This is a genomic window from Bacillus atrophaeus (assembly GCF_001584335.1).
GTDB lineage: Bacteria > Bacillota > Bacilli > Bacillales > Bacillaceae > Bacillus > Bacillus atrophaeus.
In genome coordinates this window covers 878,484-893,995 of record NZ_LSBB01000001.1, presented here as the reverse complement: position 1 = coordinate 893,995, position 15,512 = coordinate 878,484, and the positions used below count along the sequence as shown (strand labels likewise).

The following is a 15,512-nucleotide window of genomic DNA, read 5'->3' as shown; positions in this document are numbered from 1 at the left end:
TGCGGATTTCCTTAGAAGAATTTGAATTTGCCTTTTTTCAGTGTGAGTCCGATTCCGCCAACCATAAACAGCGAACGGTTGTCGATGACCTTTTTCATAATGGAGGCCGGTGTTCCTTTGAGCTTTCTGCCGTATACCACACCGACCGCATCATGCTCACCAAGCGAGGCCACGGTTCCTTTGATGTCCGGCTTGAATTCTTCAAGCTGGCCTCCGCCTTTGATCAGCCTGCCAATGTTTTTCGCAACAGTTTCTCCTTGCTGCATGGCGATTTGCGCTGTAGGCGGATACGGGCGGTCTGTTTCTTCGTTGATAAAAAGCGAGCTGTCACCGAGAATAAAAACATTATCATGTCCCGGCGCACGAAGGTCGGTGTTCACTTTTACACGGCCGCGCATATTTTCAAAGCCGGCTTCCTCAACGATAGGATGCCCGCGGACACCGGCTGCCCAGACAACCGTCTGTGACTGGATTTGCTCCGGCTCTTCGTCTTTTTTGCCGACTGTCACCCCGTTGGGCGTACATTCTTGAACGGCTGTGCCGATTTTAAATTCGATGCCCTTCCCTTCGAGGTAATGAACCGCATAGTCAACAAGCTCGGGATCAAATCCAGGCAGCACAGTCGGAGCTGCTTCCACGCAGACAATCCGCACAAGACTGCGGTCAATATCATATTCCTTGCAAAGCTCCGGCACGCGGTTGGCCAGTTCGCCAAGAAATTCAATTCCGGTAAACCCGGCGCCGCCGACGACGATTGTTAAACGGTCGGGGCGTTTTTCCGCTTCCGTATTGTAAGTCGCAAACTGCAGTTCAATGTGCTCTCTCAACTGGCGGGACGTATTGATATTCGCAATCGGAAACGCGTACTCTTTCAAGCCTTTAATGCCGAATGTTTCAGGCACAGCGCCGAGGCCGATTACCAGATAATCATACGGAAGCTCTCCGCCTGCAAGTACAACCTTTCGTTCTTCTATATGAATCGCTTTTACTGTATCCTGAACAAAGTTCACACGAGACTGGTTAATAACATCCTTTATTTGATAACGGCAGCGGTCATGGTGAAGCGTTCCTGCACTCGCTTCATGCATCCATGTTGTTTCATAGTGATAATTGTGCTTGTTCACAAGCGTAATGTCAGCATCGTTCGGGCCGACTTGCTTTGTCAGCCTTGTGACCGTCATTAATCCGCCATAACCTGCACCTAAAATTACGATTTTGGGTTTATTCAATGCCATCACATCCACCTTCTTTTTATTTTGCTGTTAAGACGCATAATAAAATATTCATTTGTGTTAGCTTCAGCTTTTTGGCGGGTTTTTATGAAATGTATTGAAATTTTTTTGTGAAAGCCTGCACTTTATCGCAATGCAATGATGATTACTGGCCGCCCTCCCAAAAATTCAGAAAAAATTAACATTTGAGTTCTCCCCACTATATTAGCGGCTTACGTCCTTTTTATCAAGATCAAAAGTGCTCAGCCTAAACAGTGTATGTTTCCTGATGAAGCCTTGAATATCCCTATTTTTCATCAAAACTTTCTTAGGCAGGACACATCATAAATCAAAGTAAATATGGTATAATTAATAACAATTTTCAATTAGGAGGCTTTATTTGTATGCAAGAGGATTCAAAGGTTTATGATATCACCATTATCGGCGGAGGACCGGTTGGCCTATTTACCGCTTTTTATGGCGGCATGAGACAGGCCAGCGTTAAAATAATTGAAAGTCTTCCTCAGCTCGGCGGACAGCTCAGCGCTTTATACCCTGAGAAATATATATATGATGTAGCCGGATTTCCTAAAATCCGCGCCCAAGAACTTGTGAACAATTTAAAAGAACAAATGGATAAATTTGATCAGACCATCTGTTTGGAACAAGCCGTTGAGTCTGTTGAAAAACAAGCGGACGGTGTTTTTAAACTTGTGACGGACAAAGAAATCCATTATTCCAAAACAGTCATTATCACAGCAGGAAACGGCGCGTTCCAGCCGAGAAAACTTGAGCTTGAATCAGCAGCACAGTATGAAGGCAAGAACCTCCACTACTTTATTGATGATCTCAATCAGTTTGCCGGAAGACGCGTGGCGATTCTGGGCGGAGGCGATTCCGCGGTGGACTGGGCGCTTATGCTTGAGCCAATCGCAAAAGAAGTCAGCATTGTTCACCGCCGCGATAAATTCCGCGCGCATGAGCACAGTGTAGAAAACCTTCACAATTCAAAGGTCAATGTACTGACGCCGTTTGTTCCTTCAGAGCTTGTCGGCGAAGACCGCATTGAACAGCTTGTGCTTGAAGAAGTAAAAGGTGACCGGAAAGAGATCGTTGAAATTGATGATTTGATCGTCAACTACGGCTTCGTGTCATCGCTCGGCCCAATTAAAAACTGGGGACTTGATATCGAGAAAAACTCCATTGTCGTCAAATCCACAATGGAAACCAACATTGAAGGTTTCTTCGCTGCCGGTGATATCTGCACCTACGAAGGTAAGGTCAAACTGATCGCAAGCGGATTTGGAGAAGCGCCGACAGCAGTAAATAACGCGAAGGCTTACATGGACCCGAAAGCGCGCGTCCAGCCTTTACACTCAACAAGTCTTTTTGAAAATAAAAAATAAAAAAAGGAGATGTGTCGCTGACACATCTCCTTTTTATTTAAATATGGTGATGTAATTCATCGCAGTCCCGACAACCAGCGCAATAACGAGTGCCGACACAACCCATATTGCCCCTAATATAATTCGGTCTTGAATCTTTTGCGATTTAGATGTTTTTTCTTGATCATGTTGATTCATTCCGTACTCTCCTTTTCATAAAGAAAGCTTGGTGCTAAAGACCAAGCTTTTTTTGAAATTATATGTTTAGCGTTCCTCATGATTCGTTTTATGCCCTCGTCCTATCAAGCCCAGACAATTCATTAAGACTATGATACCCAAACTCATCGTGTATGACAAGCATTGTCATCCGAAGCAGCCGCGCTACCCATGTTGAAAATTTGACAACCTAAATAAAACAGAGTACATTATACAAGGCGAACATTTAATATAAAAATTTGAATAATATTCGTTTTTAGGAGCTGATACTATGGAAAACGTGTTTGATTACGAAGATATTCAATTAATTCCTGCAAAATGCATCGTGAATAGCCGATCTGAATGTGATACATCCGTACGTCTGGGCGGACGTACATTCAAATTGCCTGTGGTGCCTGCCAATATGCAGACGATTATAGATGAAAATCTCGCTATTTCATTAGCTGAAAATGGTTACTTTTATGTAATGCACCGTTTTGAACCTGAAAAACGTTTAGATTTTATAAAAGACATGAACTCACGCGGATTATTTTCTTCCATTAGTGTAGGAGTCAAGGATGAGGAGTATCAATTTGTCCAACAGTTAGCTGAGGAAAATCTTACACCTGAATACATGACAATCGACATCGCGCACGGACATTCAAAAGCAGTCATCGAGATGATCCAGCATATTAAGAAACATTTGCCGAACAGCTTTGTGATTGCGGGAAATATCGGAACGCCGGAAGCTGTCAGAGAATTAGAGAATGCCGGAGCGGATGCAACAAAAGTCGGCATCGGACCCGGTAAGGTATGTATTACGAAGATCAAAACCGGATTCGGAACGGGCGGCTGGCAATTGGCGGCTCTGCGCTGGTGTGCAAAAGCCGCAAGCAAACCGATTATTGCCGACGGAGGCATCCGCACCCATGGAGACATCGCAAAATCAATCAGATTCGGCGCGTCTATGGTCATGATCGGTTCACTATTTGCCGGACACGAAGAATCCCCGGGAGAAACCATTGAAAAAGACGGAAAGCTCTACAAAGAATACTTTGGATCAGCTTCTGAATTTCAAAAAGGTGAAAAGAAAAATGTAGAAGGCAAGAAAATGCATGTGGAACACAAAGGTTCTTTAAAGGATACGCTGATCGAAATGGAACAGGATCTTCAGTCCTCTATTTCATATGCTGGCGGGAACAAACTGGATGCCATCCGCAACGTGGATTATGTTGTTGTGAAGAATTCGATTTTTAATGGGGATAAGTACTAATGAATGGATAAACCGCTCTATGAAAAGAGCGGTTTAAGTTTCATATTGAGGCATTATCATATTTAAAACAGCAAAAAGCCTCCTCAATTAACTATCGAGAAGGCATTTCATTTAAATTGATATAATTCGTCAGCACTCCTCAGGCTTACCAGCATTTTGAGCAGTTCTGAAAGAAGAGCCGCAGCCGCATGATGCGATGGCGTTCGGGTTGTCGATGGTGAAGCCCCCGCCCATCATGGATTGTTTAAAGTCAATAATGGTGCCGTTCATGATATCCATGCTTTCGTTGTCGACCAAGACAGTGATGCCGTGCTGTTCAAAGGCGCTGTCCTGCTCGCCTTTTTCATGTTCAAAACCCATTCCATAAGAAAGGCCGCTGCAGCCGCCTCCTTTTACTCCTACGCGTAAAAAAGCATTTTCTTCTTCATGCTCTTTCATCATATCTTTTATATGCAAAGCTGCTGCTTCAGTAATTGTTACCGGGTTGCTCATATTTGTGAACCTCCTTTTAGATACCGGATGTTGTTCTATCATTATAAACTTGATCGGCTTAATTCTCAAACAAGGCGTTTCAGAGGAAATATACACCTTCACAAACGGTCTCAGCCGGTCCTGTCATCATTACGTGGCCATTTTCTTTCCAGTTAATCACCAGATCGCCGCCCGCTAAATGAACCGTAATGTTATCATCACGTTTGGATACCCCGTTTAGCACAGATGCGACAGCCGCGGCGCATGCACCTGTTCCGCATGCCTGTGTAATCCCCGATCCACGTTCCCATACGCGGAAATGCAGTTCTTTTTCATTGACGGTCTCCACAAATTCCACATTAATGCCTTCAGGAAATCTCGGGTCTTTTTCAATCACCGGCCCCAGTGTCGTAAGCGGGGCCTGTTCGATGTCTTCAATCGGAAAAACGATATGAGGATTTCCCATTGAGACCGCTGTTCCCTTTAGCTCAGCTTCGCCAAATGTCATCGTTTCATTGATCGTTTGCTCGTCACCGCCGCCGAGCATCGGAAGCTCTGCCTTTGTCAGGCGCGGTTCACCCATGTCGACGGTTACGACATTCACTTTGCCGTCCACTGTCTGAACTTCCGCTTTGACAAGGCCTGACAGTGTTTCGATCAAGAAAGAAGTTCCCTCTGTCAGCCTATGCTCATACGCATATTTTGCCACGCAGCGAAGGCCGTTTCCGCAGTTTTTTCCTTCTGATCCGTCATTGTTAAAAATGCGCATTTTCACCGGCGCTTTGTCAGAAGGGCAGATAAGGATCATTCCGTCTGAACCGATGCCTGTATATACGGAAGACACCTTGACAGCAATGTCCGCCAATTGTTCTTCCGGCAATTGTTCTTCAAATTGATTAACATAAATGTAGCTGTTTCCAAGACCGTGCATTTTGGTAAATCGAAATGAATTCATAGGTGCCTCCAACTTTTTCTCTTTTACTTAGTATAAAAGCTATTATAAGCGGACACAATACAATTATCCCCCGTTTTTCATACATAAAAGCTCCTTGCCAATATGCAAGGAGCTTTTATTTGTTATACGAACATGCCGGCGATTGCCGCGCTGAGAAGGTTGGCTAATGTTCCCGCAACAACAGCCTTTAATCCGAGGCGCGCGATATCCGAACGGCGGCTTGGCGCCAATCCGCCAAGGGTGCCGAGCATAATCGCAATCGAAGAAAAGTTGGCAAAGCCGCAAAGCGCAAAGCTGATAATTGTAGCGGTTTTCTTAGAAAACTCGCCGATATGCGGGCCGAAGTTGGAATAAGCGACAAACTCATTCAACACAAGTTTCTGCCCGATATAGCTTCCCGCCTGCAAGGCTTCATGCCATGGCACGCCAATCACAAACGCGATTGGAGAAAACACATATCCGAGAATGTATTCTAATGTGAGGCCCTTTATTCCGAACCATCCGCCGATTCCGCCGAGAACTCCGTTCACTACAGCAATTAAGGCGACAAAAGCAAGCAGCATCGCACCGACATTCAGCGCGATTTGAAGTCCGGTAGACGCTCCTTTTGCGGCTGCATCTATTACATTCGCTGCGCCTTCTCCTTCGTCCATTTTGAAATCGCCTTTTACGGTTTGCGGAGTTTCCGTTTCCGGAATAAACATTTTGCCGATAATCAATCCGGCCGGTGCAGCCATGAAGCTTGCTGCAAGCAAGTACTCAACCGGGATACCGAGAAGAGCGTAGCCAAACAAAGTGGAGCCTGCCACGGCGGCAAGACCGCTTGTCATAACCGTAAACAGCTCTGACCGTGTGAGTCCGGCGATAAACGGTTTGATCACCAAGGGAGATTCTGATTGGCCGACAAAAATATTAGCAGCGGCAGCCAGTGATTCCGTTCTGCTTGTCCCTAGCAGTTTTGATAATCCTCCGCCGATCACGCGGAAAATAAGCTGCATGATTTTCAAGTGATACAATACGGCAATCAGCGCCGAAAAGAAAATAATAACCGGCAGCACACTTAAGGCAAACGCCGGGCTATCGCCGACTTTAAGCAGCGGGCCGAAAATAAAGCTGATGCCCTCATTCGCATAGTCAATGAGAAGCTGAACAAGACTTGAGAACCATAAAAACACGGCCCGCCCCTGCTCCCACTTTAAGACAATAAAACCGAACGCCACTTGTATACATAAACCGATTACGACTGTTCTTACATTAATTTTGCTTTTCTTTTCTGAAAACAAAAACGCAATGGCAAACACCGCCACTGCACCAAGCAGCCCCCACACTATATTCATCAATACACCTCTTACTTTTTATTTAAAAAAGACCTTTTTTAAGATAACAATATTTATTTTTGATGTCTACTGATTTTTTAGAAATCAGTTGAATTCCCCATCCTTCTTTCCTATATAAATAAACCAATAAAAAAAGGGCCCTGCTTTTAGGCCCTTTTTTTAAAACATTGGATTTTCTTCAAGAAAGGTATATATATTTTCGACAAGTTCAGCGGCATCGCTTCCCGTGACGACTTCTCCATTTACGAGTGCGAATAAGGATTCCATGCATTTTCCGCAATGGCTTAAGCATCCGTATTCAAGCACGTCCAAATTTGGATCTTTTTCCAAAATCGCCCGAGCCTCTTGAGAGCCGTGAGCCAAATTGCTGACGCAAAATTCAATCATTGGATTCATGCGGTTTCACCTCACATATGTACATTATCCTAACGAAATTGTTATAATTAGTCAAAGGAAAGACTTCCCTTCAAACATTATCGTAACATATTAATTACGTTTTAATGTTCTACTATTGATCTCTTTTTAGCTAATTCGTAGGTTATTTTGAAACTATTATTGTGATTTTAGATCAAATTCGATATAATTCTAGTTGTTATTTTACATAGTTCGTGTTTTTTTTCGGTTTGTCTATCATACTCTTCGGGTAAAAAGGGGAATCCACATGAAAAAATTGGTCTTGATCGGCGGGGGTTACGGAAACATGCGAGTTCTTCATCGCTTGCTGCCAAATCAGCTGCCAAATGATGTTTCAATCACGTTAATTGACAGAAATCCTTATCACTGCTTAAAAACAGAATACTACGCTCTGGCTGCCGGAACAATCTCTGACCATCATATCAGAGTGTCTTTTCCTGAGCATCCGAATCTGGATGTCCAATACGGAGATATTTCATCCATCGATTTAGAGCAAAAACAAGTGCTGTTTCATGACCGTGAACCTATTTCCTACGATGACGCGGTTATCGGACTTGGCTGCGAGGATAAATATCATAATGTACCGGGGGCGCAGGAATACACATTCAGCATTCAGACGATTGATCAGTCGCGTGAAACGTATCAAAGGCTGAATAATCTAAGCGCCGGAGCGGCAGTCGCCATTGTCGGCGCAGGATTAAGCGGCGTCGAACTTGCCAGTGAGCTGCGTGAAAGCAGGGACGATTTAAAAATTATTCTGTTTGACCGCGGAGATCTTATTTTATCAAGCTTCCCGGAGCGCCTGAGCAAGTATGTGCAAAAATGGTTTGAAGAGCATGGCGTGACCATCATCAACCGGGCAAACATCACAAAAGTGGAGGACGGAATTGTCTATAACCACGATGAAGCCATATCCGCCGATACGATTGTCTGGACAGCCGGCATACAGCCGAATAAGGTGGTTCGGGATTTGGACGTGGAAAAAGACGCCCAAGGGCGGGTTGTCTTAACGCCATATCATAACCTCCCTGACAATGAACATGTTTATGTTGTCGGAGATTGCGCCAGCCTTCCTCATGCTCCAAGTGCACAGCTCGCAGAAGCACAAGCCGAACAAATCGTTCAAATCATGCAAAAACGCTGGAGCGGAGAAGCGCTCCCTGAATCATTACCGCAATTTAAATTAAAAGGTGTGCTTGGTTCACTCGGCAAAAAAGCAGGATTCGGCCTGGTGGCGGACCGTCCGCTGATCGGCAGGGTCCCGCGTCTGTTAAAATCCGGTTTGCTGTGGATGTATAAGCACCATAACGGATAGGCTTTCACTGCTGAAGATACGCTGATTTTAAATCAGCGTATTTTTTTATGTCGAATGGTCCTCTCTTCGGCTTCAAGTCTCTTAATTGACATAGAGAATTTATAGATTTATAATTATATATGTAAATAACAACATGTTCATGTTTACTTAATATTGTCGGCAATATGTTGACTCATGTGTGATCTGAAATGAAATCGTTAAAAAAGGAGCAGATTGAGATGACAAATCAACCTAGAGAAGATGTAAAAGACTTTGTAGGAAGCCATATGATTTATACGTATGAAAACGGCTGGGAATATGAAATCTATATTAAAAATGACAAAACAATTGATTACCGCATTCACAGCGGAATGGTTGCCGGCCGCTGGGTGCGCGACCAGGAAGTAGATCTTGTGAAGCTGACAGAAGGCGTTTATAAGGTTTCATGGACTGAACCGACCGGAACCGACGTTTCTTTAAACTTTATGCCAAATGAAAAACGAATGCACGGTATCATCTTTTTCCCGAAATGGGTTCACGAGCATCCGGAGATTACAGTTTGCTATCAAAATGATTATATTGACGTAATGGAAGAATCACGGGAGAAATACGAAACATATCCTAAATACGTTGTGCCGGAATTTGCCGATATCACCTTTTTAGAGAATGCCGGCATCGACAACCAAGAAACCATTTCCAAAGCGCCGTATGAGGGAATGACAGACGATATCCGCGCCGGGAAATTAAAATAATAGAAAAAAACCGCTGATTTCGTTTCAGCGGTTTTTTTCTATTTGACTGCCGTATAGCCGTGCTTTTCCATTTCTATATATATGTCTTGTAATCTTGGGTTTCCTTCTCCGACAATTTTGTCTTCCACGAGCACAAGCGGATAAAAGTATTCATCATCACGTATTTTCTGTACAAGGTTTTTGATGTGTTCATCATTGGGCGGTTCGTCAATATCGATATAAGCCATCTTGAAGGGCTGTCCGGGATATTTCCTTTTCAGCGCAGCCTCCAGCCATTCATATGTATCTTTTGCGGCGGGCATATTGACACAGCTCGCACACATTGTTTCAGCTCCGTAAACACTGAGCATAACCGGTTTTGTCATGATAAGCGCTCCTTTTCCCTCTTGTCTTTTCGGAACTTCCCCTTGCCAATAGTATACAGAGACGGGCAGCTTTTTTGTATAAAAATCGGTTTTTGTGTTCAAGTGTAGATATGCTATAATAATGTAAGCAACTTTGCAAACCAAACAATAGATTTTTATTGTTACTGTGAATATAATGGTTTTATGACGACGAAAGGAGCGAATGTCATGACTGAGGTTGAAATGAAAGAACAGGTGCAGGAAGTACTGGACAAACTTCGTCCATTTTTACTTCGCGACGGCGGTGACTGTGAGCTTGTTGATGTGGATGAAGGTATTGTCAAACTTCGCCTTCTTGGCGCATGCGGAAGCTGCCCAAGTTCAACAATTACGCTGAAAGCCGGAATTGAACGCGCTCTTCTTGAAGAAGTGCCGGGTGTAGTTGAAGTAGAACAAGTATTTTAATAAGACAAAACAGGCTGATGTAACGTCAGCCTGTTTTTTTAGTTAGAGATACTTATCAAACCATGAGCCGATATAACCCAGACGCTTGATCCGCTGCTTCGGATGGCCGCTGCGTGACAAATTATGCGACGCGCCCGGAAAACGGACGAAAACTGTTTCCTTGTTCATTTTTTTCAGTGCTGTAAACAGCTGCTCCGCCTGTTCTACAGGACAGCGGTCATCACGCTCCCCATGCAGAATGAGCAGCGGCGTTTCCACTTGTTTTGCATATTTTAATGGCGAGCGGTCCCAAAGCTTCTCCGCATCCTCAAACATATCATGTCCAAGCTGCCAATCAGTAAAGAAAAAACCGATATCACTCACGCCGTGAAAACTGAGCCAATTTGAAATGGAACGCTGGGTCACAGCCGCCTTAAAGCGGTTTGTATGGCCGACAATCCAATTGGTCATAAAGCCGCCGTAGCTTCCGCCGGTTACGCCCAGCCGCTCTGTATCGACAAATGAATGAGCGCTGATCACTTCATCCACAGCCTGCATCACATCTTCATAGTCCTTGCCTCCATAATCTCCTCTTACCGCATTGACAAAGGTCTGCCCATAACCGTGGCTTCCTCTTGGATTCACATAGACGACAGCATACCCCTTCGCTGCCAGTACCTGAAATTCGTGAAAATACGTATTGCCGTACATCATATGTGGGCCGCCGTGAATATTGAGAATCAGCGGATATTTCTTATCTTCTTCAAATCGGGCGGGCTTCAGCAGCCAGCCATTCACTGTCACTCCGTCTTCTGTTTCATATTGAAGCTCTTGCGGTTCTGATAAGATATGCTCTTCGATAAAGCGTGTATTGGCATTTGTCAGGCGCTTCTCTTCTCCTGCTCCAAGCGGAATGCTGTAAAGCTCGCTCGGCCGCGTCGGCTTTGCAATACTGGCGATATAGCTTTGTTCATCTGGATGCAGCGTAAAACTGTTGATATGCTCTTTCTCAAGCCGGATCGGATAGGCGAGACCTTCAATTGAGATATAATAAACGCCCGTGCTGCCTTGCTCTGTTCCGATGACGTAGAACCCTTGGCTGTCTTTAGTCCAGACCGGACGCTGCTGACCGCCTCCAATCAGTGAGTCACCTATGAGAGCGTCGTCTAAATGTACGTCCAGCATGTCGGTCAGACAAGTGAGACGGCCGCTCTCAAAGTGATACAGCCATGCTTTCGTTAACGTGGCATTTTGATATTCATGTTCTTCACCAAGAAGAGCGATGTATTTTCCGTCCGGAGAAAAAGAACAGGAGCCAAAGAAACCGCGGTGAGGGGTGATTTGCTTGACATCACTGCTGTCAAGCGACATCATGTATACATCATAAGGCTTACTGGCATCATCTTGATCAGTTAGATTAGCCGTAAACACAATAGATTTGCCGTCCGGTGAGAAAACGGGATCCAAATGGTCCGCTTTGTGTGCGGTCAGCTGCTTGATTTCACCCGTGACGGCGCTGACCAAAATAATCTGTGCATACGTCCCTTTGATCAAGCCATTTCCGTCTTTTTTATATGTTAAAGAATGAATTTCAACCGGTTCATTGTTATCATGCTCTGCTTTTTCTTTGTCGTTTACATGCTCGGAGGCTGCGAGGTTTACTGACAGAAGCAAAGAACAGCCGTCCGGTGACCATACAGGCTGTGATACTCCATAAGGAATATCTGTCAGTTTTCTGGCTTCTCCGCCGTCTGTACTCAAGATATAGAGCTGCGGGGCGTCGCCTTCCCGGTCGGATATAAATGCGAGCTGACGGCCGTCCGGTGACCATCTCGGCTCGCTGTTTTTCTTTTCTCCATAAGTCCATGGCACGGAATGACCGCTTTCTGTGTCATACACCATGATGTGTGAGGTATATGAATCCTTTTCTTTATTCACTTGTGTTTGGACAAATGCCGCACGCTTGCCGTCGGGCGAATAATGCGGATCAGTCACCGAAACTAAGGCAGTGATATCCTCTGCGAGAATCAGCTTTTTCATATCATTCTCCTCCTTTATCTGCTTATATTTCGATTTTCTAAATAAAAAACCCTTTAAAAAAAGCGTTTCTCCAGAAGCTGAAGAAACGCTTTTTTTCGCTATACACTTTTTACTTGGTGTAACGGGTTTCTTTCTATGACACTGCCTTCTTTCGGAACTGACAGTGAGGCAATCTCACAGTGCGGGAAATTAAGGGAAAGCTGCTCTCTCAGCGCCTCTCCTTTGCCTTTTTCGGTAAATACGAGGATCGTCGGCCCCGCTCCGCTCAGCGCCGTTCCGTAAGCGCCTTTCAGCTCAGCCACATGCTCGACTTTAGACAATTCAGGGACAAGCATCGCCCGATATGGCTGGTGGAACATGTCTTTTTTCATCATTTTGCCGACAAGCGGCCAGTCTTGTGACATGAGTGCCGCGATGAGAATGTTGCTGACGGCGCTTGCTTTTACAGCGTCTTGATAAGGAAACTGTTTTGGAAGCACGTCCCTCGCATCTCTTGTCAGCACTTCATAAAAAGGGATGACAACGACAACATCAATGTCTACATTCTGTACACGGACTATTTGTGTATGTTCCTCTTCATGCAGCCCGATCACAAGGCCTCCGGCAAGAGAAGCCCCGGCATTGTCCGGATGCCCTTCCTCAAGGCTGGCAAGATGAAGCTTGTCAGCCTCTGAAAGACGTAAGCCGCACAACTCGTCAGCAAGTTCGATCGCAGCGACAATCGCAGCCGCACTGCTTCCGAGCCCACGCGCTAACGGAATGTCGCTCCATACCTTGACGTGCACCGGAGGCATTTCTTTCCCATACGTATCAGCCGTCCGTTTTGCGACTTGATAAATGAGATTTTCTGTACCAGCAGGGATTCCGGCAACTGTTTCTGTTTCAGCTTCAAAAGTCCATTCCGCACTTTTATAGACTGTCAGCTTCAAATATCTGCTGAGCGCCATCCCCACTGAATCAAAGCCAGGCCCTAAATTGGCAGTACTGCCCGGGACAGTGACAGAAAACAGCATGTCGGCCTCATTCATACACGAGACGCTCCCTTTAAGTATTCAAGGATGCCGTCTTCATCCGTCGGCAGCGCAGCCGGTTTGATCTCTGAAATATCGACGGCAGTGTTCGGGTCTTTTAAGCCGTTTCCTGTTAAGACGGCGACGACTTTGCTGCCTTGCGGAATCTCTCCTGATTTGACTTGCTTCAGCACGCCGGCGATGGACGCGCAAGATCCTGGTTCTGCAAATACGCCTTCTTCGCTGGCAATCAGCTGATACGCGTGCAGGATTTCTTCATCAGTGACTTCGTCAATTTTCCCGGCAGATTCCTCGGCTGCTTGCACGGCTTTATCCCAGCTCGCAGGATTTCCGATACGGATGGCCGTCGCCATTGTTTCAGGGTTTTCGATGACTTTGTTGCGTACGATGGCCGCAGCCCCTTCCGCTTCAAAACCGCGCATTTTTGGAAGCCCCGTGCCGTTTTTCTCGTGGTATTCTTTGAAGCCCTTCCAGTATGCTGTAATGTTTCCGGCATTTCCGACCGGGATCGCCAAAATGTCAGGCGCTCCGCCAAGCTGTTCGCACACTTCAAAAGCGGCTGTTTTTTGGCCTTCGATCCGGTAAGGGTTTACTGAGTTCACAAGGGCGATCGGTGATTTTTCACAGATGGATCGGACGATTTTCAGCGCATCGTCAAAGTTGCCGTCAATCGCGATGATTTCTGCTCCGTACATGACGGCTTGGGCAAGTTTTCCGAACGCGATTTTTCCGTTCGGGATAATGACGATACATTTCATATTGGCGCGGGCTGCGTAAGCGGCTGCCGCAGCGGACGTGTTTCCGGTAGACGCACACATAATCGTGTCGTTGCCTTCTTCTTTCGCCTTCGCGACTGCCATTACCATTCCCCGGTCCTTGAAGGAGCCCGTCGGATTCACGCCTTCTGTTTTCACATGAAGTTCAATGCCCAGTTTTTCAGACAGCTTTGACAGATGAATGAGCGGTGTGTTTCCTTCATGTAATGTCAGGGCCGGCGTTTGATCAGTTACCGGTAAAAGTTCTTTATAGTGATGGATAAGTCCTTTCCACATTAGCTCCAACCGTTCCCTTCTACACGATACGTGCTTTTTACTTCTTCCACGACTTCCAGATCATTTAAGTTTTGCAGAATATCACTAAAATCAGACTCTGATGTATGGTGGGTGACGATAACAATTTCAGCCAGTTCGTCATGTCCCTTAATCGGCAGCTGAAGAATTTTTTCAAAGCTGACACCGCGCTCAGAGAATACAGAAGTAATTTTTGAGAATGAGCCGACCTGGTCTTTGACGTGAATTCTTAAAAATTGCTGGGCGTAAATATCGGACGGCGACTTCATATTTTTTTCAAATTGCGGGGCAACAAAGCTGTTGCCGGTTACGCCGAGGCGCATGTTTTTCATGACAGCGACAAGGTCGGACACAACCGATGTGGCTGTCGGCATGCTTCCGGCACCAGGTCCGTAAAACATGGTCTCGCCGACCGCTTCGCCATATACATAAACCGCGTTATATTCATTATGGACGGCAGCGAGCGGATGGTGATCAGGGAGCAGTGTCGGCTGAACGCTGACTTCGGCTTTGCTTCCGTCACGCTGGGCAATGCCGATCAGTTTCATCGTGTAGCCGAGACGCTTGCTGAAGTTAATGTCCTCATCTGTAATCTGAGAGATCCCTTTCACCTTGACGTCCTCCAGATCGACATTCATGGAAAAGCCGAGACGTGCCAAGATCGCCATTTTCCGCGCCGCGTCAAGCCCTTCGACGTCAGCTGTCGGATCAGCTTCGGCAAATCCGAGGCTTTGCGCTTCTTTTAGTACTTCTTCATACGGACTCTTCTCTTTAATCATCTTCGTTAAAATAAAATTTGTTGTTCCGTTTACAATTCCCATCATTTTTGTGATCCGGTCAGATGCCAGTCCATCTTCAAGCGTACGCAGGATCGGGATACCGCCGGCGACGCTTGCTTCAAAGTACAGATCACAGCCGTTTTCTTTTGCTTCGGCAAGCAGCTCTGAACCGCAGACCGCCATTAGATCCTTATTTGCTGTGACGACATGCTTTTTCGATTTCAGGGCGTCAAGCAGGTATTCCTTCGTCTGCTCAACCCCGCCGATTACTTCAATAATGACATCGACATCGGGATCATCAATGACGTCATACACTTCCGTCGTCAATACTTCCCTCGGCAAATCCGCTTCCCTTTTTTTATCTATATCTTTTACAAGCACTTTTTTTATCGTAACCGGGCAGCCGACTTGATGCATCAGTTTATCCTGATGTTCTTGAATAATTCTGACAACACCGCTTCCCACAGTGCCTAATCCTAAAAGCCCCACTCGAATCGCTTTCAAAAAAACTCCACCT

The 15,512-nt window shown here is 45.6% G+C and carries 16 protein-coding genes; 5 read left to right on the top strand and 11 right to left on the bottom strand.

Features of this window, described 5'->3' with window-relative positions:
• Positions 1 to 11: 11 nt before the first annotated feature.
• On the bottom strand, positions 12 to 1,235 hold the full coding sequence (locus tag AXI57_RS04410) for an NAD(P)/FAD-dependent oxidoreductase (protein ID WP_013390645.1): 1,224 nt from the start codon (positions 1,233 to 1,235) through the stop codon (positions 12 to 14).
• A gap of 380 nt (positions 1,236 to 1,615) precedes the next feature.
• On the opposite strand from AXI57_RS04410, the gene yumC reads away from it, so the two are divergent.
• Positions 1,616 to 2,617: a ferredoxin--NADP reductase 2 gene (gene yumC, locus AXI57_RS04405; RefSeq protein ID WP_061669340.1), complete on the top strand. Its 1,002-nt coding sequence runs from the start codon at positions 1,616 to 1,618 to the stop codon at positions 2,615 to 2,617.
• 33 nt (positions 2,618 to 2,650) lie between these two features.
• Here the strand turns inward: yumC and AXI57_RS21275 are convergent, their stop codons facing one another.
• Positions 2,651 to 2,794: a hypothetical protein gene (locus tag AXI57_RS21275; RefSeq protein ID WP_010789820.1), complete on the bottom strand. Its 144-nt coding sequence runs from the start codon at positions 2,792 to 2,794 to the stop codon at positions 2,651 to 2,653.
• A 289-nt stretch (positions 2,795 to 3,083) separates the two neighbouring features.
• On the opposite strand from AXI57_RS21275, the gene guaC reads away from it, so the two are divergent.
• Positions 3,084 to 4,064, top strand: coding sequence for a GMP reductase (guaC, locus tag AXI57_RS04400; protein ID WP_061669339.1), 981 nt, complete (start codon positions 3,084 to 3,086; stop codon positions 4,062 to 4,064).
• 129 nt (positions 4,065 to 4,193) lie between these two features.
• On the opposite strand, the gene AXI57_RS04395 is transcribed toward guaC, so the two are convergent.
• The 4 genes from AXI57_RS04395 to AXI57_RS04380 form a co-directional block, all read right to left on the bottom strand.
• Entirely contained in the window at positions 4,194 to 4,556 is a 363-nt protein-coding gene (locus AXI57_RS04395; protein WP_003327108.1) for a HesB/IscA family protein, read from the bottom strand.
• A 79-nt stretch (positions 4,557 to 4,635) separates the two neighbouring features.
• On the bottom strand, positions 4,636 to 5,490 hold the full coding sequence (gene dapF / locus AXI57_RS04390) for a diaminopimelate epimerase (RefSeq protein WP_061669338.1): 855 nt from the start codon (positions 5,488 to 5,490) through the stop codon (positions 4,636 to 4,638).
• Between the two features lie 122 nt (positions 5,491 to 5,612).
• Complete coding sequence (locus AXI57_RS04385; RefSeq protein WP_061669337.1) at positions 5,613 to 6,827, bottom strand: NupC/NupG family nucleoside CNT transporter; 1,215 nt, start codon at positions 6,825 to 6,827, stop codon at positions 5,613 to 5,615.
• 159 nt (positions 6,828 to 6,986) lie between these two features.
• Positions 6,987 to 7,223 (bottom strand): YuzB family protein, encoded by a 237-nt coding sequence (locus tag AXI57_RS04380; RefSeq protein WP_003327102.1) that lies wholly within the window; start codon positions 7,221 to 7,223, stop codon positions 6,987 to 6,989.
• A 265-nt stretch (positions 7,224 to 7,488) separates the two neighbouring features.
• Between AXI57_RS04380 and AXI57_RS04375 the strand changes: the two genes are divergently transcribed.
• Positions 7,489 to 8,556 carry an NAD(P)/FAD-dependent oxidoreductase gene (locus AXI57_RS04375; RefSeq protein ID WP_003327101.1) on the top strand — a complete coding sequence of 356 codons (1,068 nt, stop codon included), beginning with the start codon at positions 7,489 to 7,491 and terminating at the stop codon, positions 8,554 to 8,556.
• A 218-nt stretch (positions 8,557 to 8,774) separates the two neighbouring features.
• Positions 8,775 to 9,287: a phenolic acid decarboxylase gene (locus AXI57_RS04370; protein WP_061669336.1), complete on the top strand. Its 513-nt coding sequence runs from the start codon at positions 8,775 to 8,777 to the stop codon at positions 9,285 to 9,287.
• Between the two features lie 38 nt (positions 9,288 to 9,325).
• On the opposite strand, the gene AXI57_RS04365 is transcribed toward AXI57_RS04370, so the two are convergent.
• Positions 9,326 to 9,652, bottom strand: a complete 327-nt coding sequence (locus AXI57_RS04365; RefSeq protein ID WP_061669431.1) for a YuzD family protein — start codon at positions 9,650 to 9,652, stop codon at positions 9,326 to 9,328.
• 108 nt (positions 9,653 to 9,760) lie between these two features.
• On the opposite strand from AXI57_RS04365, the gene AXI57_RS04360 reads away from it, so the two are divergent.
• Complete coding sequence (locus AXI57_RS04360; protein WP_170316251.1) at positions 9,761 to 10,096, top strand: NifU family protein; 336 nt, start codon at positions 9,761 to 9,763, stop codon at positions 10,094 to 10,096.
• Between the two features lie 42 nt (positions 10,097 to 10,138).
• On the opposite strand, the gene AXI57_RS04355 is transcribed toward AXI57_RS04360, so the two are convergent.
• From AXI57_RS04355 to AXI57_RS04340, 4 genes are all read right to left on the bottom strand, one after another.
• A complete protein-coding gene (locus tag AXI57_RS04355; RefSeq protein ID WP_061669335.1) occupies positions 10,139 to 12,115 on the bottom strand; it encodes a S9 family peptidase in 1,977 nt (658 codons plus the stop codon).
• Positions 12,116 to 12,213: 98 nt separating this feature from the next.
• Positions 12,214 to 13,143 carry a homoserine kinase gene (thrB, locus tag AXI57_RS04350; protein WP_061669334.1) on the bottom strand — a complete coding sequence of 310 codons (930 nt, stop codon included), beginning with the start codon at positions 13,141 to 13,143 and terminating at the stop codon, positions 12,214 to 12,216.
• Positions 13,140 to 14,198: a threonine synthase gene (thrC, locus tag AXI57_RS04345; RefSeq protein ID WP_061669430.1), complete on the bottom strand. Its 1,059-nt coding sequence runs from the start codon at positions 14,196 to 14,198 to the stop codon at positions 13,140 to 13,142. Before thrC ends, thrB begins: the two co-directional genes overlap by 4 nt.
• Positions 14,198 to 15,499: a homoserine dehydrogenase gene (locus AXI57_RS04340; protein WP_003327094.1), complete on the bottom strand. Its 1,302-nt coding sequence runs from the start codon at positions 15,497 to 15,499 to the stop codon at positions 14,198 to 14,200. Before AXI57_RS04340 ends, thrC begins: the two co-directional genes overlap by 1 nt.
• Positions 15,500 to 15,512 lie beyond the last annotated feature (13 nt).

Coding starts and splice junctions, on each gene's coding strand:
- thrB (WP_061669334.1), bottom strand. CDS start 13,143: ATGAATGAGGCCGACATGCTGTTTTCTGTCACTGTCCCGGGCAGTACT.
- AXI57_RS04380 (WP_003327102.1), bottom strand. CDS start 7,223: ATGAATCCAATGATTGAATTTTGCGTCAGCAATTTGGCTCACGGCTCT.
- AXI57_RS04395 (WP_003327108.1), bottom strand. CDS start 4,556: ATGAGCAACCCGGTAACAATTACTGAAGCAGCAGCTTTGCATATAAAA.
- AXI57_RS04355 (WP_061669335.1), bottom strand. CDS start 12,115: ATGAAAAAGCTGATTCTCGCAGAGGATATCACTGCCTTAGTTTCGGTG.
- AXI57_RS04410 (WP_013390645.1), bottom strand. CDS start 1,235: ATGGCATTGAATAAACCCAAAATCGTAATTTTAGGTGCAGGTTATGGC.
- guaC (WP_061669339.1), top strand. CDS start 3,084: ATGGAAAACGTGTTTGATTACGAAGATATTCAATTAATTCCTGCAAAA.
- thrC (WP_061669430.1), bottom strand. CDS start 14,198: ATGTGGAAAGGACTTATCCATCACTATAAAGAACTTTTACCGGTAACT.
- dapF (WP_061669338.1), bottom strand. CDS start 5,490: ATGAATTCATTTCGATTTACCAAAATGCACGGTCTTGGAAACAGCTAC.
- AXI57_RS21275 (WP_010789820.1), bottom strand. CDS start 2,794: ATGAATCAACATGATCAAGAAAAAACATCTAAATCGCAAAAGATTCAA.
- AXI57_RS04385 (WP_061669337.1), bottom strand. CDS start 6,827: ATGAATATAGTGTGGGGGCTGCTTGGTGCAGTGGCGGTGTTTGCCATT.
- AXI57_RS04370 (WP_061669336.1), top strand. CDS start 8,775: ATGACAAATCAACCTAGAGAAGATGTAAAAGACTTTGTAGGAAGCCAT.
- yumC (WP_061669340.1), top strand. CDS start 1,616: ATGCAAGAGGATTCAAAGGTTTATGATATCACCATTATCGGCGGAGGA.
- AXI57_RS04375 (WP_003327101.1), top strand. CDS start 7,489: ATGAAAAAATTGGTCTTGATCGGCGGGGGTTACGGAAACATGCGAGTT.
- AXI57_RS04365 (WP_061669431.1), bottom strand. CDS start 9,652: ATGACAAAACCGGTTATGCTCAGTGTTTACGGAGCTGAAACAATGTGT.